Here is a 17,453-nt window from a genome sequence, read left to right on the forward strand (position 1 = left end):
CGCAGTGGCAACATCCGGCACGCCGCTTCGCGGTGTGCCGCTCGACCGGATTGCGGCAGGTGTGCCCCGTCCAGTCAGAATCCCGTCGCCGGATTGCAGGCGGCGGGATTTTTTTTGCGCCGCGTTTTTGCCTTCGCGCGCCGGCGCGGGATGCCGGGACGAAAAAAAACGCATGCACAGGGGAGGGCATGCGTGTGAGAGGGCCGCGGCTGCCGGCTTGCGGCACCCGCGGCAGGACAGCGGAAATGCCTAGTGCGTGACGCGTGTGACGCCGCCGCTCGACAGCAGTCGCACGCGGTCGCCCGCGCGGAAGATCTCGCCGTTGGCGGCCTGTACGACGGCGCGGACGTCGCCGTTGTCGAGGCGCACGGTGATCTCGACGCCGTCGTGCATCGCGACGCCGTTTTCGACCGCGTTACCCGCCACCGCGCCGGCGATGCCGCCGACGATCGCGGTGAGGATCGAGCCGCGGCCGCCGCCAATCGCGCTGCCGGCCACCGCGCCAAGCGCGCCGCCGCCGATGGCGCCGAGCCCGCTCGGCTGGCCGTTGTTGGAACTGATCTTCACCGCGCGCACGCTTTCGACCGTGCCCATGCGGACCGTCTCTTCACGCTGGGCCTGCGAGGCGGAGTACACGTCCGCCGAGCTGCTGTTGTACGCGCAACCGGCCAGGGCCAGTGAGCCGGCCATCAGGATGGCGGCCACAAGGCGACTCGCTACTTTCATGACTTCACTCCCGTATTGCTTGTGGTTTTATGGCAGGTCGTACCCGAACGCCTGCTTGAACCGTTCGTTGATTTCCGTGCGCGTCGGCGCATAGTTTTGCGGGCCTTGATGCTCGATCTTGAGCGCACCCATCAGGCTTGCGATGCGGCCGGTGGTGCCCCAGTCGAACCGCTTGCCGATGCCGTAGAGCAGACCGCCGCGAAATGCGTCGCCGCAGCCGGTGGGATCGAGCACGCGTCGCGCGGCGACGGCCGGAATCTCTTCGACGCCGCCGCCGTGATAGATCAGCGCGCCGTGCTCGCCGCGCGTGACGATCAGCGCGTCGACGCGGCTAGCGATGTCTTCCGCGGACCAGCCGGTCTTGTCGCTGACCAGTTTTGCTTCGTAGTCGTTGACCGCGACATAGGTGGCAAGTTCAATCATGCGTCGCAACGACGCACCGTCGAACAGCGGCAGCCCCTGGCCCGGATCGAAGATGAACGGCACGCCGCCCGCGGCAAACTGCTCCGAGTGCTGCACCATGCCGTCGAAACCGTCCGGTGCGACGATGCCGAGCGTCACGCCCTGCGCCGCGTCCACGCGGTTCAGGTGCGACTGCATCATCGCGCCCGGGTGGAAGGCGGTGATCTGGTTGTTGTCGAGATCGGTGGTGATCATCGCCTGCGCCGAGTAGGTGTCCGGCAGCACCCGCACGTGATCCCGGCGCAGGCCGAGCTGGTCGAGCCGATCGGTGTAGAGGCGGGCGTCGATCTCGCCGAGCGTGCCCATGATGCGCGCGTCGCCGCCGAGCAGGTGCAGCGCGTAGGCGATGTTGCCCGCGCAGCCGCCGAACTCGCGGCGCATGGTCGGCACGAGAAAGCTCACGTTCAGGATGTGCACCTGCTCCGGCAGGATGTGCTCCTTGAAGCGGCCTTCAAAGGTCATGATGTTGTCGTAGGCGAGCGAGCCGCAAATCAGCGTAGACAAGGCGAGCCTTCCTGTAGGAAACGGGGGGTGACGATGAAATGGACCGGCCGATACGAAAGCGCCGCGCGAGCAGCGCGGCGCTTTCGGCGGCGGGACGACGGCTTACTTCAGGGCGGCGAGCGCGGCGTCGTAGTTCGGCTCGTTCTTGATCTCGCTGACGAGCTCCGTGTGCACGACGTTGTCGTTCTCGTCGATCACCACGACCGCGCGCGCGGTGAGGCCGGTGAGCGGACCGCTCGTCACGTCGACACCGTACGCCTGGGCGAACTCGTGGCCGCGGAAGGTCGAGGCGGTCAGCACGTTTTCGATGCCTTCGGCCGCGCAGAAGCGCGACGCGGCAAACGGCAGGTCGCCCGACACGACGATCACGACCGTGTTCGAGAGCTTGCCGGCTGCTTCGTTGAACTTGCGGGTCGACGTGGCGCAGGTCGGCGTGTCGAGACTCGGTACGATGTTCAGCACCTTGCGCTTGCCGGCGAACCCGTCCAGCGTGACCGGCTTCAGATCCTTGCCGACCAGCGTGAAGGCGGGGGCCTTCTGGCCGACTGCCGGGACCGTGCCGGCGACTTCGATCGGGTTGCCACCCAGCGTGACTTGACTCATGTTGTACTCCGAGAAAGGGTCAGGATTGTCGAGACGCGCATCCGGGCGAACCGGATGCGCAGGAGGGCTGATGCGGGGTCATGGGTAGAAGATCTGCACCCGGAAATTCGACGCGGTTGCGTTGCCGGTGTCGAGACGCACGATCATCGTCTGCGTCGCATGCGGCGGCAGCCCGGCGCCGATCGCCGTGCCCGGGCTGACGTAGTCGCGCGGCCAGAGCACGCGGCGCACCGCGATGTTGTTCTGCGCGTCGAGCAGCGTCAGCTCGATCGCCGGATAGGCGAGTGCAATGTTGAAGCGGTTGCGCAGCGGCATCTTGAGTTCGAGCTTGTGCGGCCCGTCGATCTGCCGGAGATCGGACGGCTCGACCAGCAATCCGTCGATGTCGTGCGGCGGCGGCACCGTGCAGCCGAGCGTGCCGCACGCCTGCGCGTAGAGCGCCTGCGCGGGCGGCCACGCGACCACGATATTTTCACGCTGCCACCACGCGAGCTGCCCGAGCAGGCCGATCGCCAGCAGCAGCGAGACCAGCGCGCCGGCGATGCGCCAGCCCACGCGCCGCGGCGGCGCCGCGCGCGCTTCGCGCACCACCGCGAACGGTTCGTCCGCGGCCGGCGCCTCTTCGGTCGCAGCAGCGGCCGAAGGGGCGCCCGCGCCGAAGTGCGGTTCATGATCTTCCGGCCCGCTGCGCAATGCCGCGGCGGCGGCGCGCGCTTCGCGCAGCTGTTGTGCGTCGGCGAACGGCGCGGGCGCGCTCTGCGCGGCGGCGTTCAGGCTGGCGTTGGCGTTGGCGTTCGCGTCGGCGGATGCGGCGCGCCCGGTCGCGGCCTCGGCCGGCGGCGCCGGCTCGCCGTAACGCTCGGCGATGGTCTGCCGCGCGGGCGGCTTGACCGTTTCGGCCGCCTCGCGCTCGCGTGCCTCGCGTGCCTCGCGCACGTCGACGGGACCGAGCGCGATACCGGGCGCGACGGGTTCCAGCGGCACGTTGGTCGCGTTGTGGCGCAGACGGTCGTCGATATCGGCTTCGGGCGGCGGGGCCCACGGGTCCCATGCTGCCGCGCTGAAGTCGGGCGGGGCCACGCGGGCCGCCGTCAGCGCCGCCGCGGCCTGCGCACTGACTGGCGTGGCCGACGAGAAGTCGGCGCCGTCCGCCAGTTCGTAGAGGCTCGTCGCGGCGTCGAACACATGGTCGCAGTGCCCGCAACGCACGAGGCCGCGCCGCAGCGCGAGCTGTCCGGACTGGAGCCGGAAGACGGTTTCGCAGGAGGGGCAACGCGTTGCCAGGAGCATGGGAGCCGGTTGGCCGAGGGCCGATGGTTGGGCAATAGTCCTATTCTAATGGCAATTGCGCCGCGTTCAGCGGCGCTTGCCTGCGAGGCACACCCAGCCCTCGTGCTCGCGCCACACGCCGATGTCGATCCACTGCGCGTAGACGCCGGCGACTTCGTCGGCCTGGCGCGCGAGGATGCCCGACAGCGCGAGCTGTCCGCCCGGCTTCACCTTCGACGCGAGCATCGAGGCCATCAGCTTGAGCGGATTGGACAGGATGTTGGCGACCACGATGTCGAAGGTGCCCGCCGGACAGTCGGCCGGCAGCCCGTAGACGACCTCGGCGCGGTTGCGCACGCTGTTCTGCCGCGCCGCCTCGACCGCCTGCGGATCGATGTCGATGCCGTAGACCGGCGCGGCGCCGCACTTGCGCGCGAGAATCGCGAGGATGCCGGAGCCGCAGCCGTAGTCGAGCACCGACTGGCCCGGCCGCACCGACTGTTCCAGCCACTCCATGCACAGCCGCGTGGTCGGATGGCTGCCGGTGCCGAATGCGAGACCCGGGTCGAGTTCGAGCACCAGCGCGTCAGGGTCCGGCGCCGCATGCCACGACGGCACGACCCAGATGCGTTCGCCGATCGGGATCGGATCGAACTGCGACTGCGTGAGCCGCACCCAGTCCTGCTCCTCGACTTCACGCACGCTGCAGGCCGGCACCGGGTCGAGACCGAGCGCGTTGGCCGCCGCGGCCAGCAGCACCGCCGGTTCGTGGGCGGCGTCGAGCAGCGCGACGACGCGCGAATGCTGCCACGCGGTACGCTCGGGCGTGAGGCCGGGCTCGCCGAAGAGCGGCTGCTCGTCGGGCGTATCCGCGTCCGCATCTTCCACGGACACGGACAGCGCGCCCAGTTCGAGCAGCGCGTCGGACAGGGCCTCCGCGTGCTCGCGCGCCAGCTCGACGACCAGTTCCCGGTAACCCATTGCTTACGCCTCTTCCGGTGCAGCCTGCTGCTTTGCGGCGAGGCGATTCTCGAGGTAGTGGATGCTGGTGCCGCCTTCGACGAACTTCGCATCGAGCATCAGTTCGCGATGCAGCGGGATGTTGGTCTGGATGCCTTCGACGACCATCTCCGACAGCGCGATGCGCATCCGGCGGATCGCCTGGTCGCGGGTCGCGCCGTAGGCGATCAGCTTGCCGATCATCGAATCGTAGTTCGGCGGCACGAAATAGCCGTTGTACGCGTGCGAGTCGACGCGGATGCCCGGGCCGCCCGGCATATGCCACGACGTCAGGCGTCCCGGCGACGGGATGAAGCGGAACGGGTCTTCGGCGTTGATCCGGCATTCGATCGCATGGCCGCGGAACTGGATGTCGCGCTGACGGAGCGCGAGCTTTTCGCCGGCCGCGATGCGGATCTGCTCCTGCACGATGTCGACACCGGTGATCAGTTCGGTCACCGGGTGCTCGACCTGCACGCGCGTGTTCATCTCGATGAAGTAGAACTCGCCGTTTTCATACAGGAACTCGAACGTGCCCGCGCCGAGATAGCCCATCTTCTTGCACGCGTCCGCGCAGCGGTCGCCGATGCGGTCGATCAGGCGGCGCGCGATGCCCGGCGCCGGCGCTTCCTCGATCACCTTCTGGTGGCGGCGCTGCATCGAGCAGTCGCGCTCGCCGAGCCAGATGGCGTTGCGAAACGAATCCGCCAGCACCTGGATTTCGATGTGCCGCGGGTTTTCGAGGAACTTCTCCATGTAGACCTGCGGGTTGCCGAACGCACGGCCGGCTTCTTCGCGGGTCGTGTTCACCGCGTTCACGAGCGCCGCTTCCGTGTGCACGACGCGCATGCCGCGGCCGCCGCCGCCGCCGGCCGCCTTGATGATCACCGGATAGCCGATCGAGCGCGCAATCTTCACGATCTCCTTCGGATCGTCCGGCAACGCGCCTTCCGAACCCGGCACGCACGGCACGCCGGTCTTGATCATCGTCTGCTTGGCCGAGACCTTGTCGCCCATCAGGCGGATCGTTTCGGGGCGCGGGCCGATGAACACGAAGCCCGACTGCTCGACGCGCTCGGCAAAGTCCGCGTTCTCGGAGAGGAAGCCGTAGCCGGGATGGATAGCCTCGGCGTCGGTGACCTCGGCCGCGCTGATCAGCGCGGGCATGTTCAGATAGCTCAGGTTCGACGGTGCCGGGCCGATACAGACGGCTTCGTCGGCGAGCTTCACGTACTTCGCTTCCTTGTCGGCTTCCGAGTAGACGACGACCGTCTTGACGCCGAGCTCGCGGCACGCGCGCTGGATGCGCAGCGCGATCTCGCCGCGATTGGCAATGAGGATTTTTTCAAACATAGCGGGTTTTCGACTCATCAATGGGCGCTGCGCCTGCGCGGCGCCGGGGCGGCCGCGCCGCCGCGCGACGCGAGCGGCCGGCGCAGCGCGCGCCGTGTTAGCCGATCAGGAACAGCGGCTGGCCGTATTCGACGGCCTGTCCGTTGTCGACGAGGATTTCCTTGACCACGCCGGCCTTGTCCGATTCGATTTCGTTCAGCAGCTTCATCGCTTCGATGATGCACAGCGTCTGGCCTTCCTTGACCGTGTCGCCCACCTGGATGAACGGATCCGCGCCCGGCGACGGCGCGCGATAGAACGTGCCGACCATCGGCGAGGTCACCACGTGGCCCTGCGGCGCGACCGCAGCCGGCGCGGCCGGCGCTCCGCCGGCGGGTTGCGCCTCGGCGGCGGCGCCCGCGGCCGGCAGCGGCGCGTATTGCGGCGCGTACGACGCGGACGGCTGAACGTAAACCGGCGGCGCGTTCTTGACAATGCGCACCTTGCCTTCGCCTTCGGTCACTTCCAGTTCCGAAATGCCGGACTCGGAGACGAGGTCGATCAGAGTCTTCAGCTTACGTAGATCCATTGGGCATCCCCTTTCTTTCAATGCGTGGAGGGCCGGCGGCGCGGTCCGCCGGCGCAAGACAGGTTGTGTTCGGAATCAGCTTCGCGCGGTCCCGGCCGCGAGCCGGTCGAGCGCAAACTCGAGCGCGTACAGATAGCCCTTCCAGCCGAGGCCACAGATGACGCCTTCCGCCTGGTCGGAGAAATACGAGTGGTGCCGGAACGGTTCGCGGCGATGCACGTTCGACAGATGAATCTCGACGAACGGGATGCCGACCCCCGCCAGCGCGTCCCGGATCGCCACGCTCGTGTGCGTGTACGCGGCCGGGTTGATCAGGATGAAATCGGTTTTTTCCAGCCGGGCCGACTGGATGCGGTCCACCAGCGCCCCTTCATGATTGCTCTGGAACGATGCGAGTTCGGCGCCCGCGTCCGCCGCGCGGTCGGCAAGCGCCTGATCGATCTGCGGCAGCGTGACGCGGCCATAGACCTCCGGTTCCCGGGTGCCGAGAAGGTTGAGGTTGGGGCCGTGCAGTACCAGCAGTCGCGTCATGGTCGGATCAATTCCGTGGAATTGGGCGCACTTTAGCCCTGATTAGAGAAATTTGTCTAGTTTTGCGCATGCTGCGGGCGCGCGAAATCGCCCCCGGCATGCGCCTTGTGCATTCAATTTCCGTGAATTTGCCCCGAATTGCGCTGAACCCGCTGCGAACCAGCCGCAAGTGCATGCGGTGCGGATCGGGCGGTCAGAGCGAGTCGAGTGTCGCCTTCAGCTCGTTCGGCTGGATTTCGCCTAATTTTGTCGACCGAACGTGCCCTTTAGCGTCGATTACGACCGTGAACGGCAGGCCGCCCGCGTTGTTGCCGAAAGCGCGCGCGAGGTCCGCGCCGCCGAAGCCGATCACGTAAACGGGGTAGCTGACGGCGACTTTCTGCAGGAATTTCGTGACGTTCTGGTCCGAGTCGACGCCGAGCCCGACGAACTGGACGCCCTTTTTCGCGTAGTCACGCTGCAGTTGGGACAGCTCGGGCATCTCGCGCACGCAGGGGCCGCACCATGACGCCCAGAAATTGACGACGACCACGTGCCCCTTGTAGCGCTCGAGCGATTGCGGCTTGCCGGCGGGATTCGTCACGGCCGCGGCCCACAGCTGCGCGACCGCGTTCGGCGCGACCGGCTCGGCGGCCGCATGTGCGGTTCCGATGCCGAACACCTGCGGTCCGGCGAGCGCGCCGGCGCCGGTGGCGATTACCGTCGAGACGGCAAGGGCGAGAGTACGCTTGAAGTTCATGGTCGTCGGGGCGTCCGGTCGGTCAGTTGTGAGGGGCGGCGGCGCTGCTTTCGGCGAGCAGCAGCGCCTGAACGGCCTGCAGGCTGGCGCGCGCGAGCCGTCCGCGAGGATCGGCGCGCACCGCGCCGCGCAGGTCGTCGGTGTCGTACAGGGCCAGGTGCACGCCGACCGGCGCGGCGTCGCGCCCTTCGCGCGGCGTCCGCCACAGGAAGCTCAGCGTTTCGACCTGGCCGCGTCCGGCGAAATGGCGGGTTTGCGACACGTCGTATTGCACGTTCGCGTTCAGCAGGTAGATCGCCACTTCCTTCGGATCGTCGCAGAACGCCTGGAGGTGGATGTCCGAGTGCTCGCCCGCCGTGCCGGTCAGCACCGCGCCCGTCAGATAGGGATTGAACGGCGCGAGCCGCTGCATCCAGTCGAGCGCGATGCCGCGCAGCCGGCGCAGCACCGCGGGCTGGCTGTCGCCCTGGAATAGCGACTGATACTCGCGGATTTCTTCCTCGATCTGGTCGTTATCGGGCAGCCATTCGCCGGACACGCGGGTGTCCCCGATCACCTGCCGCGCCGCCTTGCGTTTGGCTGTCGAGTAATCCAGGCCGTCTTCGGCGATCATCCGCGCAGCCGCGATCGCGATTTCCTCGCGCACGCGCTGCGGGTCGAAATGTGATTTGCGAACCATCTCTTTATCATACTAGAGAACGGCGCCGGCCCTTTCCGCGCCGCCGGCGCGCGCCGGCGGCGCCGGTCGCACGGGTCGCGTCGGTTACAATGGGAGCCCTCGCGGACGGACCTTCGCGGCCGTCCGCGCGCATCGCTTTCCTCGCTAGAACAGCTCCGCGCGGCACAACAGGCTTATGCACATCCACATCCTCGGCATTTGCGGCACGTTTATGGGCGGACTCGCGGTGCTCGCGCGCAGCGCCGGTCACACGGTGACCGGCTGCGACGCCGGCGTCTACCCGCCGATGAGCACGCAGCTCGAGGCGCAGGGCATCCGCCTCATCGAGGGCTACGGCGAGGAGCAGATCGACCTGCAACCCGACCTGTTCGTGATCGGCAACGTGGTGTCGCGCGGCAACCCGCTGATGGAAGCCATCCTCGATCGCGGGCTGCCGTACGTGTCGGGGCCGCAGTGGCTCGGCGAGCACGTGCTCGCGGGCAAGTGGGTGCTCGCCGTGGCCGGCACCCACGGCAAGACCACCACCAGCTCGATGCTCGCGTGGCTGCTCGAGGACGCGGGGCTGGACCCGGGCTTCCTGATCGGCGGCGTGCCGCTGAATTTCGGCGTATCGGCGCGGCTGACCGATTCCAGCTTCTTCGTGATCGAAGCCGACGAGTACGACACAGCGTTCTTCGACAAGCGCTCGAAGTTCGTCCATTACCGGCCGCGCACCGCGATCCTGAACAACCTCGAGTTCGATCATGCCGATATCTTCCCGGATCTCGCGGCGATCGAAACCCAGTTCCACCACCTGGTGCGCACGGTGCCGCGCGTCGGGCGCATCGTCACGAACGGCCGCGAGGATGCGCTCGAACGGGTGCTCGCGCGCGGCTGCTGGAGCGAAGTCGAGCGTTTCGGCGTGCAGGGCGGCTGGGAGGCCCAGCCGGCCGAAGACGGCGTGCCGGTCGACGCACGCTTTGCGGTCTATCACGGCGGCGCGCGCGCCGGCGTGGTCGACTGGCAGGTGCAGGGCGAGCACAACCGGATGAACGCGCTCGCCGCGCTGGCGGCCGCGCGCCACGTCGGCGTGCCGCCCGGCCAGGCGGCGCAGTCGCTGGCGGGCTTTCGCAACGTGAAGCGCCGGATGGAAGTGCGCGGCAGCGTCGACGGCGTGACCGTCTACGACGACTTCGCGCATCATCCGACCGCGATCGCGACGACGATCGCCGGGCTGCGCGCGCGCGTCGGGCGCGAGCGCACGCGCATTCTCGCCGTGCTCGAACCGCGCTCGAACACGATGAAGCTCGGCGTGATGAAGGCGCAACTGCCGGCGAGCCTCGCCGACGCCGATCAGGTGTTCGGCTACGGCGCGCCGGGCGGACGCGACGCGCTCGGCTGGAATCTCGGCGAGGCGCTCGCGCCGCTCGGCGCGCGCGCGCAGGCGTTCGACAACCTCGACGCGCTCGTGGAGGCGGTCGCGGCCACCGCGCGCCCCGGCGACCAGGTGCTCGTGATGAGCAACGGCGGTTTCGGCGGGGTGCACCAGAAGCTGCTCGACGCGCTGTCGCTGCGTGCGCCGGCGGCGGATCGAGGCGCCGCGTGATTCTGTATCTGCACGGCTTTCGCTCGTCGCCGAACTCGTTCAAGGCGCGCCTGCTTGCCGCGCGCCTCGACGCGCTCGGCCGCGCGTCCGAATGGTGCTGCCCGACGCTGCCGGTCTCGCCGCTCGACACGGTGGCGCAGGTGGAGGCGCTCGTTGCGGCGGCGGGCGCGCCGCGCGTCACGCTGGTGGGCAGCTCGCTCGGCGGCTACTACGCCACCTGGCTTGCCGAGAAGCACGGCTGGCCGGCGGTGCTGCTGAATCCGGCGGTCGTGCCGCAGCGCGACCTGAGCCAGTACCTCGGCGAGCAGCCGCTGTGGCACGGCGGCGGCAGCATCGTCGTCGAGCCGCGTCACCTGGACGAGTTGCGGTCGCTGTGGGTCGAATCGGTGACGCGGCCCGAACGCTATTATCTGATCGCTGCGCGCGGCGACGAGGTGCTCGACTATCGCGAAATGCTCGCGCATTATCCGGGCGCGTACACACGGCTGCTGGACGGCAGCGATCATGCGATCAGCGAGTTCGGCCAGTACGTGGATGGCGTGCTGGCGTTTTGCGACGCACAGAACGGCATGCCGCCGCCCCCGGCGCCCTGAAGCTGTGCAACCCGCGGGGCAACGGAAGCGGACCGGATCGCGAGGCAGGACCCGGTAGGCAGGACCCGGTAGGCAGGACCCGGCAGGCAGGACCCGGCAGGCAGGACCTACGGGCAGAACCCGGCAGGCAGGACACAACAGGCAGGACCTACGCGCAGGACCCGACAGGCAGGGTCTACGGGCAGAACCCGCAGGCAGGACCCGCAGGCAGGACTCACAGGCAGGACTCACAGGCAGGACCCACAGGCAGGACCCACAGGCAGGACCCACAGGCGGGACGCGCACGCCTGAGACGGCGCGCCGGCGCAAGCGGAGTGCGTTGGCGGCGCGATCACCACGAACACGATGGCGCGATGCATGCGACCCGGCTGGGCGCGGCATTGCGGTACAGGCAAGTCAGAAGCGAGAGTATTGAGTGAACGTTTTCTTCGAGGAATCGGGCGGTTTCAAGGCGGGCAGCGTGCTGTCGCGCCAGGGCGACGCGTTTCAGGTCGAGTTGCCGGGCGGACGCCGGACCAAGGTGCGTGCAAAAGACGTGCTGATCGAGTTCGAGAAGCCGAGTGCCGGCGACCTGATCCAGCAGGCGGATGAAGCCGCGCAGCAGATCGACCTGGACTTCCTCTGGGAGTGCGCGCCGGACGACGAGTTTCCGTTTGCGACGCTCGGCGCCGACTACTTCGGCACGTCGTTCGGACCGGTCGAGCGCGCCGCGCTGGTGCTGCGCATGCACGGCTCGCCGGTCTATTTCCGCCGCAAGGGACGCGGCCAGTATCAGCGCGCGCCCGAGGAGCAGCTGAAGATGGCGCTCGCGTCGCTCGAACGCAAGCGCCAGCAGGCGCTCGTGCAGGAGCAGTACGAGGCGCAACTGAGGGAGGGGCGCTTGCCGGACGCGTTTGCCGGCAAGGTGCTCGGTCTGCTGACCCGGCCCGACAAGAACACCGTCGAGTACAAGGCGCTCGACGCTGCCGCAGCCGCGCGCGGCATCTCGCACGCGCGGCTGATGCTCGAATGCGGCGGCATTCCGTCGGCGCGCGCGCTGCACGAGGCGCGCTTCCTGTCCGAGTTCTTCCCGCACGGCACCGGCTTCCCGCCGGTCACGCCGGGGCCGCTGCCGGACGATCTGCCGCAGGCGGATGTCGAAGCGTTCTCGATCGACGACGTGACGACCACCGAGATCGACGACGCGTTTTCGGTGCAGCATCTGGCCGACGGCCGCGTGCGCATCGGCGTGCACATCGCCGCGCCGGCGCTCGGTATCCAGCGCGGCGACGCGGTCGACGCGATCGCGCGGGCGCGTCTGTCGACCGTCTACATGCCCGGCGACAAGATCACGATGCTGCCCGATGGCGTGGTCGACGTGTTCACGCTCGGCGAGGGCGGGCTGCGGCCGGCGCTGTCGCTGTACGTGATCGTCGACCGCGCGACGCAGGAGATCGTCGCGAGCGAGACGCGCGCCGAGCGGGTGTTCGTGAAGAGCAACCTGCGCCACAACACGCTCGACGAGCTCGTGACCGAGGACACGCTCGCCGCGGGCAGCGGCGAGTACGCGCACAAGGACGAAATCGCCGTGCTCTGGCCGTTCGCGCAGGCGCTGTTCGAGAAGCGCCAGACCGCGCGCGCGGGTTATGGGCTGCGCCGCGAAGTGCAGCGCAACACCGACTACAACTTCTACGTCGAAGGCGAGCACATCACGATCACGCCGCGTCGCCGCGGCTCGCCGCTCGATCTGATCGTCGCGGAACTGGCGATCCTCGCGAACTCGACGTGGGGCGCGTTCCTGCATGACCACGGCGTGCCGGGCATCTACCGGACCCAGCGCGCGTTCGGCGCGCCCGGCGGCCCGAAGCGCACGCGGATGCAGACCAGCGCGGCGCCGCACGAAGGGCTGGGCGTCGCGCAGTACGCATGGAGCACCTCGCCGCTGCGGCGCTACGTGGACCTCGTGAACCAGTGGCAACTGCTCGCCTGCGTGCAGCACGGCGTCACCGCGAAGCTCGCGGCGCCGTTCAAGCCGAAAGACGCCGACCTCTTCGCGGTGGTGCAGGGCTTCGACGATACCTATGCCGCCTATGCGGACCACCAGCGGCGCATGGAGTACTTCTGGTGCTTGCGCTGGCTGAAGCAGGAGAGCCGCAAGCAGGTGGTTGCCTCGGTCGTGAAGGATGACCTCGTGCGGCTCGAAGAGATTCCGCTGCTGCTGCACGTGCCGGCGCTCGGCGTGCATGCGCGCGGCACGCGGATGCTGATGGAAGTGATGTCGATCGACGAGCTGACCGTCGAGGCGTCGGTGCGGATGCTGCGCGTGCTCGACGCGCCGACCGTCGCGAGCGGCGCGGGGGCGGAAGAGGAGGACGAGGAAGCCGACGGCGAGCTGACCGACGCAACGGCTGAAGAGGCGAGCGAGGACGCGGCGCAGGAGGCGCGAGAAGCCTCGGAAGGCGTGGACGAAGCAGCGAACGAAGCCGCGAACGAAGCCGCGAACGAAGCCGCCGCGCGCGGCACGTCCGGAAGCGGCCCGGAAAGCGGCCCCGGCGAAGTCGCGGCCGGCGAGCCGCGCGAGGGCAGCGGATCATGAGCACAACGCCGTTGCACGGACAGCACGAACCGGTCGACGCGCGGGCGCGTTACGCGGTGATCGGCAATCCGGTCGCGCACAGCAAGTCGCCGTTCATTCATGCGCGCTTTGCCGAGCAGACCGGCGAGCCTGTCGAATACGGCCATCTGCTCGCCCCGCTCGACGCGTTCGAGGCGACGGTGCGCGCGTTCGCCGCGGCCGGCGGGCGCGGCCTGAACGTGACGGTGCCGTTCAAGCTCGAAGCGCATGCGCTCGCGAGCGCGCTGTCGCCGCGCGCGGCGGCGGCGGGCGCGGTGAACACGCTGCGCTTCGACGCCGCCGGCCTCTACGGCGACAACACGGACGGCTTCGGACTCGTGCGCGACATCGAGGCGAACCTCGCGACGCCGTTCAAGGGCGCCCGTGTGTTGCTGCTCGGCGCGGGCGGCGCGGCGCGCGGCGTAGTGCTGCCGATGCTCGAACGCGCGCCGCACACGCTGACAATCGTCAACCGGACGGCCGCGAAGGCGCACGCGCTCGTCGAGCAGTTTGCGCCGGCGGCCGATGCGGCGGGCTGCCGCCTCGCAGGCGGCGCGGCCGACGCGATCGCGCCCGGCGCGTACGACGTGGTCATCAATGCGACCGCGAGCAGTCTCGATGCGGCGCTTCCCGAGTGCGACGAGCGTGCCTTCGGCAGCGCTACGCTCGCGTACGACATGATGTACGGCGCGCAGCCGACCGTTTTCATGCGGCACGCGCAGCGCTTGGGCGCGCGCGCGTCCGATGGGCTCGGCATGCTGGTCGAGCAGGCCGCCGAGTCGTTCTTCGTGTGGCGCGGCGTGCGTCCGCTGGGCGCGCCGGTGCTGGCGGCGCTGCGCGAAACGCTGGCGGCGTCGGCCGGGTGACGGCTGCGCGCGCCGCGCGCAGGCACGGCTTTCGCGTGGCCATCCAGCCGGCCTCTCGCGTGGCCCCTCGCCAGGCCCTTCGCGTGGCGTAAACGTTTTGCCGCCGCGCTGCCCGGGCAGCGGAACGTCGTCAGTGCGCATCCGCTCGCGTGCTATGGTTGCGCATTGCCGAAGCCCGCTCATCGAAGCCTTCGCCGACACCGTGACGACCCCCGACCTCCCGCACCCCGACCGCTCCCGCCCGCTTCGCTGGATACGCTACGCCGGCTTCGTCTGCGCGATCGCGTGGCTCGCCACGCAACTGTTCTACTTCGTGCAGATTGCGATCTGGACCGAGGTGAATCCGCAGTCCACCGCGTTCATGCGCGCGGCCGCGTGGCGACTGGCCGAAGATCGCCCCGATCTGTCGATCCAGCATAGCTGGGTGCCCTACGACCGGATCTCGCGCAACCTGAAGCGCGCGATCATCGCGTCCGAGGATGCCGATTTCGTCAACAACGACGGCTACGAAATCGACGCGATCCTGCAGGCCTGGGAGAAGAACAAGGCGCATGGCCGGATCGTCGCGGGCGGCTCCACGATCTCGCAGCAACTCGCGCGCAACCTGTTCCTTTCGCCGCAGAAAAGCTATATCCGCAAGGGACAGGAGCTGATCATCACGTGGATGCTCGAAACGCTGATGGACAAGCAGCGGATCTTCGAGATCTATCTGAATTCGGTCGAGTGGGGCAATGGCGTGTATGGCGCGCAGGCCGCCGCGCACTACTACTTTCGCACCAGCGCGGCGAACCTCAGCGCGTGGCAGGCCGCGCGTCTCGCGGTGATGCTGCCCGCGCCCGAATACTTCGACACGCATCGCAATGCCCCTTATCTCGCGCAGCGCACCCGCATCATCGCGCGCAGGATGGGCGCGGCCGAACTGCCTCCCTGACCCCCGGTTTCATCCTCTCCCATCGTGCCGCGCGGGCTGCCTCTGGCAGCGCCGCGCGCGTGGCGCTGCGCCTTTGCCGCGGCGCCTGTGCGCCGCGCTTTGCCGCGCCTGTCCCGTATCCGCGTCATATTCCCAATATGTGAGTGCAACATTCATATATTGGAGCTTCCGAAAGATCCGGCCTACAATCCGTTCCACTCGACCCTTACAGCACGTCGCGCGGCATCGAGGCGCGGTTTGACACGGTGGCCTGCGAGGGGAAAAAAGTCGTGCGGTCTGCGCGCCCCGCGTGCGCCCGCATCGAACCAACAAGCGGAGACAACCAGCCATGCCCCCTTTCGTCAGGCAAGCGGTACACGTTCGCATCGCCTCGTCCCGTTGCGCGGGCCACATGGCCGGCCTCACGCAGTAATCCCCCCTTTTTCGCCGAACTGCCATGAACAAAGTGCTTCCTCACCTCGCCGCCGCGTCCGGCGAGCGCGTTGACGACGCGCAGCAACCGCGCGGGCGCAAGCCCAACGGCGCCGCGTTGCCGCGTCCGTCCGCGGACGAAATCGCCGTCCCGAGCACGCTGCTCGACGTCACGCCGCAGCAGGCCGGCACGCAGACGCTGCTACGCGGGCTGGCGATTCTCGAAGCGGCTGCCGCCGGCGTGCGCGATCTGCGCAGCTTCGGCGCGACGCTCGGCACCACCCGCAGCACCACGCACCGGCTCGTCAGCAGCCTCGTGCAGGCGCGCTATCTGCGCCAGGTGCAAGGCGGCTATCTGCTCGGGCCCAAGCTGATCGAACTGGGCACCATCGCGCTGGAGCAGATGCCGCTTACCGCGGTTGCGCGTCCGCATCTGGAGTCGCTCGCGGAGCAGACGCTCGACACGATCCATCTCGGTGTGCGCGACGGCGACGACGTGCTCTACATCGACAAGATCCCCGGTACGCGCGGCCTCGAAATGCGCTCGCGCGTCGGCCACCGGATGCCGCTGGCGTCCACCGGCATCGGCAAGGCGATGATGCTCGACCTGAACCCGGACACCTGGCAGTCGCTGTTCGAGGCGTCGCGCCGCACGCTGGCGGCCGTAAGCTTCAAGCCGGACAATCGCCCGGACCTGCCGACCTTCGTGCAGCGGATGACGAACTACGCCGCGGGCGGCTTCACGTTCGATCTGGAGGAGAACGAAGCGTCGATTCGCTGCGTCGCGGCGCCGGTGCGCGACGCGAGCGGCGCGATCGTCGCGGCGCTCTCGGTGGCAAGCACGATTCCGTACATGCCGCTCGAACGGATGGACGAACTGATTCCGGTCGTGCAGCGCGAGGCCCGTGCGATCTCGGAAGAACTCGGCTGGCGTGTGCCGCAACCCGCCGCGCGCAGGATCAAACGATGACCCAGGCTGGTTCGCCCGTGCCCGGCGTCACCGAAGCACCGCCGCTTGCCGCGCCGCACCCGTCGCCCGCGCTGGTCGCGCTCGACTGGGGCACGACGTCGCTGCGCGCCTATCTGCTCGATACCGCCGGCGAGGTGCTGGCGATGCACGAGTCGTCGGCCGGCATCATGAATCTGCCGCGCGCCGCAGCCGATGGCGGTTTCGACGCGGCGTTCGAGGCCGCTTGCGGCGACTGGCTCGACCGTGCGCCGGGGCTGCCGGTGATCGCCGCGGGCATGGTCGGCAGCGCCCAGGGCTGGCGCGAGGCGCCGTACGTCGATGCACCGGCGGACGCGGCCGCGCTGGTCGCCGGCATCGTGCGCGTGCAGACTGCGCGCGGCGCGACGGTCCACATCGTGCCTGGCGTCCTGCAGCGCGGCGAACTGCCGAACGTGATGCGCGGCGAGGAAACGCAGATCTTCGGCGCGCTCGGCGCCGACGGCGCCTCGGGCGGGCGCGATGCGCCCGCGCTGATTGGCTTGCCGGGCACGCACGCGAAGTGGGTCATCGTCCAGCACGGCCGCATCGAGCGTTTCGTGACCTTCATGACCGGCGAGGTTTTCGCGGCGCTGCGCGAGCACACGATCCTCGGCCGGACGATGACCGGCACGGATCGTGTGGATACCGAATCATTTCTGCGCGGCGTCCGCAACGCGCGCGACAAGGGCGAAGCCGGCCTGCTCGCGACCGCGTTCAGCACCCGCACGCTCGGCCTGACCGGGCAGCTGGCGGGCGATCAGCAGGCCGACTATCTGTCGGGCCTGATGATCGGCCACGAACTGGCCGGCCTCGACGCGTTGCTGGCGCGGCAGCAGAGCGCGCTCGCCGGCCGCTCGCTGCGCCTGATCGGCAATGCGGCGCTGTGCGAGCGGTATCGCCTCGCGCTGGCCGAGTTCGGCTGCACCGATGCGCATCCCGTGAAGCAGGCGACCGAGTCGGGCTTGTGGCGTATCGCGACCCAGGCCGGCCTCGTGGCGCGCGGTGGCGCACGGCCGGCGCACGGGCGCTGACGCCGTGGGCGTCGCGCGCGAC

The 17,453-nt window shown here is 68.9% G+C and carries 17 protein-coding genes; 7 read left to right on the plus strand and 10 right to left on the minus strand.

Features of this window, described 5'->3' with window-relative positions; translation table 11 throughout:
• Positions 1-249 precede the first annotated feature (249 nt).
• From AC3AP7_RS01175 to AC3AP7_RS01220, 10 genes are all read right to left on the minus strand, one after another.
• Entirely contained in the window at positions 250-726 is a 477-nt protein-coding gene (locus tag AC3AP7_RS01175; RefSeq protein WP_475766435.1) for an outer membrane lipoprotein, read from the minus strand.
• Positions 727-753: 27 nt separating this feature from the next.
• Positions 754-1,692 (minus strand): carbohydrate kinase family protein, encoded by a 939-nt coding sequence (locus AC3AP7_RS01180; RefSeq protein ID WP_475766433.1) that lies wholly within the window; start codon positions 1,690-1,692, stop codon positions 754-756.
• A 102-nt stretch (positions 1,693-1,794) separates the two neighbouring features.
• Positions 1,795-2,295 (minus strand): thiol peroxidase, encoded by a 501-nt coding sequence (tpx, locus tag AC3AP7_RS01185; protein WP_475766431.1) that lies wholly within the window; start codon positions 2,293-2,295, stop codon positions 1,795-1,797.
• A gap of 78 nt (positions 2,296-2,373) precedes the next feature.
• Positions 2,374-3,585: a DUF3426 domain-containing protein gene (locus AC3AP7_RS01190; RefSeq protein WP_475766429.1), complete on the minus strand. Its 1,212-nt coding sequence runs from the start codon at positions 3,583-3,585 to the stop codon at positions 2,374-2,376.
• A gap of 66 nt (positions 3,586-3,651) precedes the next feature.
• On the minus strand, positions 3,652-4,545 hold the full coding sequence (prmA, locus tag AC3AP7_RS01195; protein WP_475766426.1) for a 50S ribosomal protein L11 methyltransferase: 894 nt from the start codon (positions 4,543-4,545) through the stop codon (positions 3,652-3,654).
• Positions 4,546-4,548: 3 nt separating this feature from the next.
• Positions 4,549-5,916, minus strand: a complete 1,368-nt coding sequence (accC, locus tag AC3AP7_RS01200) for an acetyl-CoA carboxylase biotin carboxylase subunit (RefSeq protein ID WP_475766424.1) — start codon at positions 5,914-5,916, stop codon at positions 4,549-4,551.
• 97 nt (positions 5,917-6,013) lie between these two features.
• The gene (accB, locus tag AC3AP7_RS01205) at positions 6,014-6,484 is read right to left on the minus strand and encodes an acetyl-CoA carboxylase biotin carboxyl carrier protein (RefSeq protein ID WP_475766422.1); all 471 of its coding nucleotides are present in this window, start codon (positions 6,482-6,484) and stop codon (positions 6,014-6,016) included.
• Between the two features lie 75 nt (positions 6,485-6,559).
• Positions 6,560-7,015, minus strand: coding sequence for a type II 3-dehydroquinate dehydratase (gene aroQ / locus AC3AP7_RS01210; protein ID WP_475766419.1), 456 nt, complete (start codon positions 7,013-7,015; stop codon positions 6,560-6,562).
• A 193-nt stretch (positions 7,016-7,208) separates the two neighbouring features.
• Positions 7,209-7,754, minus strand: a complete 546-nt coding sequence (locus AC3AP7_RS01215) for a TlpA family protein disulfide reductase (protein ID WP_475766416.1) — start codon at positions 7,752-7,754, stop codon at positions 7,209-7,211.
• 22 nt (positions 7,755-7,776) lie between these two features.
• Entirely contained in the window at positions 7,777-8,433 is a 657-nt protein-coding gene (locus AC3AP7_RS01220) for a UDP-N-acetylmuramate--alanine ligase (RefSeq protein ID WP_475766412.1), read from the minus strand.
• Positions 8,434-8,608: 175 nt separating this feature from the next.
• Here AC3AP7_RS01220 and mpl point away from each other — a divergent pair, with 175 nt between their 5' ends.
• From mpl to AC3AP7_RS01255, 7 genes are all read left to right on the plus strand, one after another.
• On the plus strand, positions 8,609-10,018 hold the full coding sequence (gene mpl, locus AC3AP7_RS01225; RefSeq protein ID WP_475766410.1) for a UDP-N-acetylmuramate:L-alanyl-gamma-D-glutamyl-meso-diaminopimelate ligase: 1,410 nt from the start codon (positions 8,609-8,611) through the stop codon (positions 10,016-10,018).
• On the plus strand, positions 10,015-10,611 hold the full coding sequence (locus AC3AP7_RS01230; RefSeq protein ID WP_475766407.1) for a YqiA/YcfP family alpha/beta fold hydrolase: 597 nt from the start codon (positions 10,015-10,017) through the stop codon (positions 10,609-10,611). The genes mpl and AC3AP7_RS01230 overlap by 4 nt, the downstream gene beginning before the upstream one ends.
• A gap of 415 nt (positions 10,612-11,026) precedes the next feature.
• Positions 11,027-13,186 (plus strand): ribonuclease catalytic domain-containing protein, encoded by a 2,160-nt coding sequence (locus tag AC3AP7_RS01235; protein WP_475766405.1) that lies wholly within the window; start codon positions 11,027-11,029, stop codon positions 13,184-13,186.
• Entirely contained in the window at positions 13,183-14,070 is an 888-nt protein-coding gene (gene aroE, locus AC3AP7_RS01240) for a shikimate dehydrogenase (RefSeq protein WP_475766403.1), read from the plus strand. Before AC3AP7_RS01235 ends, aroE begins: the two co-directional genes overlap by 4 nt.
• A gap of 202 nt (positions 14,071-14,272) precedes the next feature.
• Entirely contained in the window at positions 14,273-15,001 is a 729-nt protein-coding gene (gene mtgA, locus AC3AP7_RS01245; RefSeq protein ID WP_475766400.1) for a monofunctional biosynthetic peptidoglycan transglycosylase, read from the plus strand.
• A gap of 436 nt (positions 15,002-15,437) precedes the next feature.
• Positions 15,438-16,382 carry an IclR family transcriptional regulator gene (locus tag AC3AP7_RS01250; protein ID WP_475766397.1) on the plus strand — a complete coding sequence of 315 codons (945 nt, stop codon included), beginning with the start codon at positions 15,438-15,440 and terminating at the stop codon, positions 16,380-16,382.
• Positions 16,379-17,431: a 2-dehydro-3-deoxygalactonokinase gene (locus AC3AP7_RS01255; RefSeq protein WP_475766395.1), complete on the plus strand. Its 1,053-nt coding sequence runs from the start codon at positions 16,379-16,381 to the stop codon at positions 17,429-17,431. The genes AC3AP7_RS01250 and AC3AP7_RS01255 overlap by 4 nt, the downstream gene beginning before the upstream one ends.
• Positions 17,432-17,453: the final 22 nt, after the last annotated feature.

The sequence above is a fragment of the Paraburkholderia sp. PAMB 6770 genome (assembly GCF_057748135.1).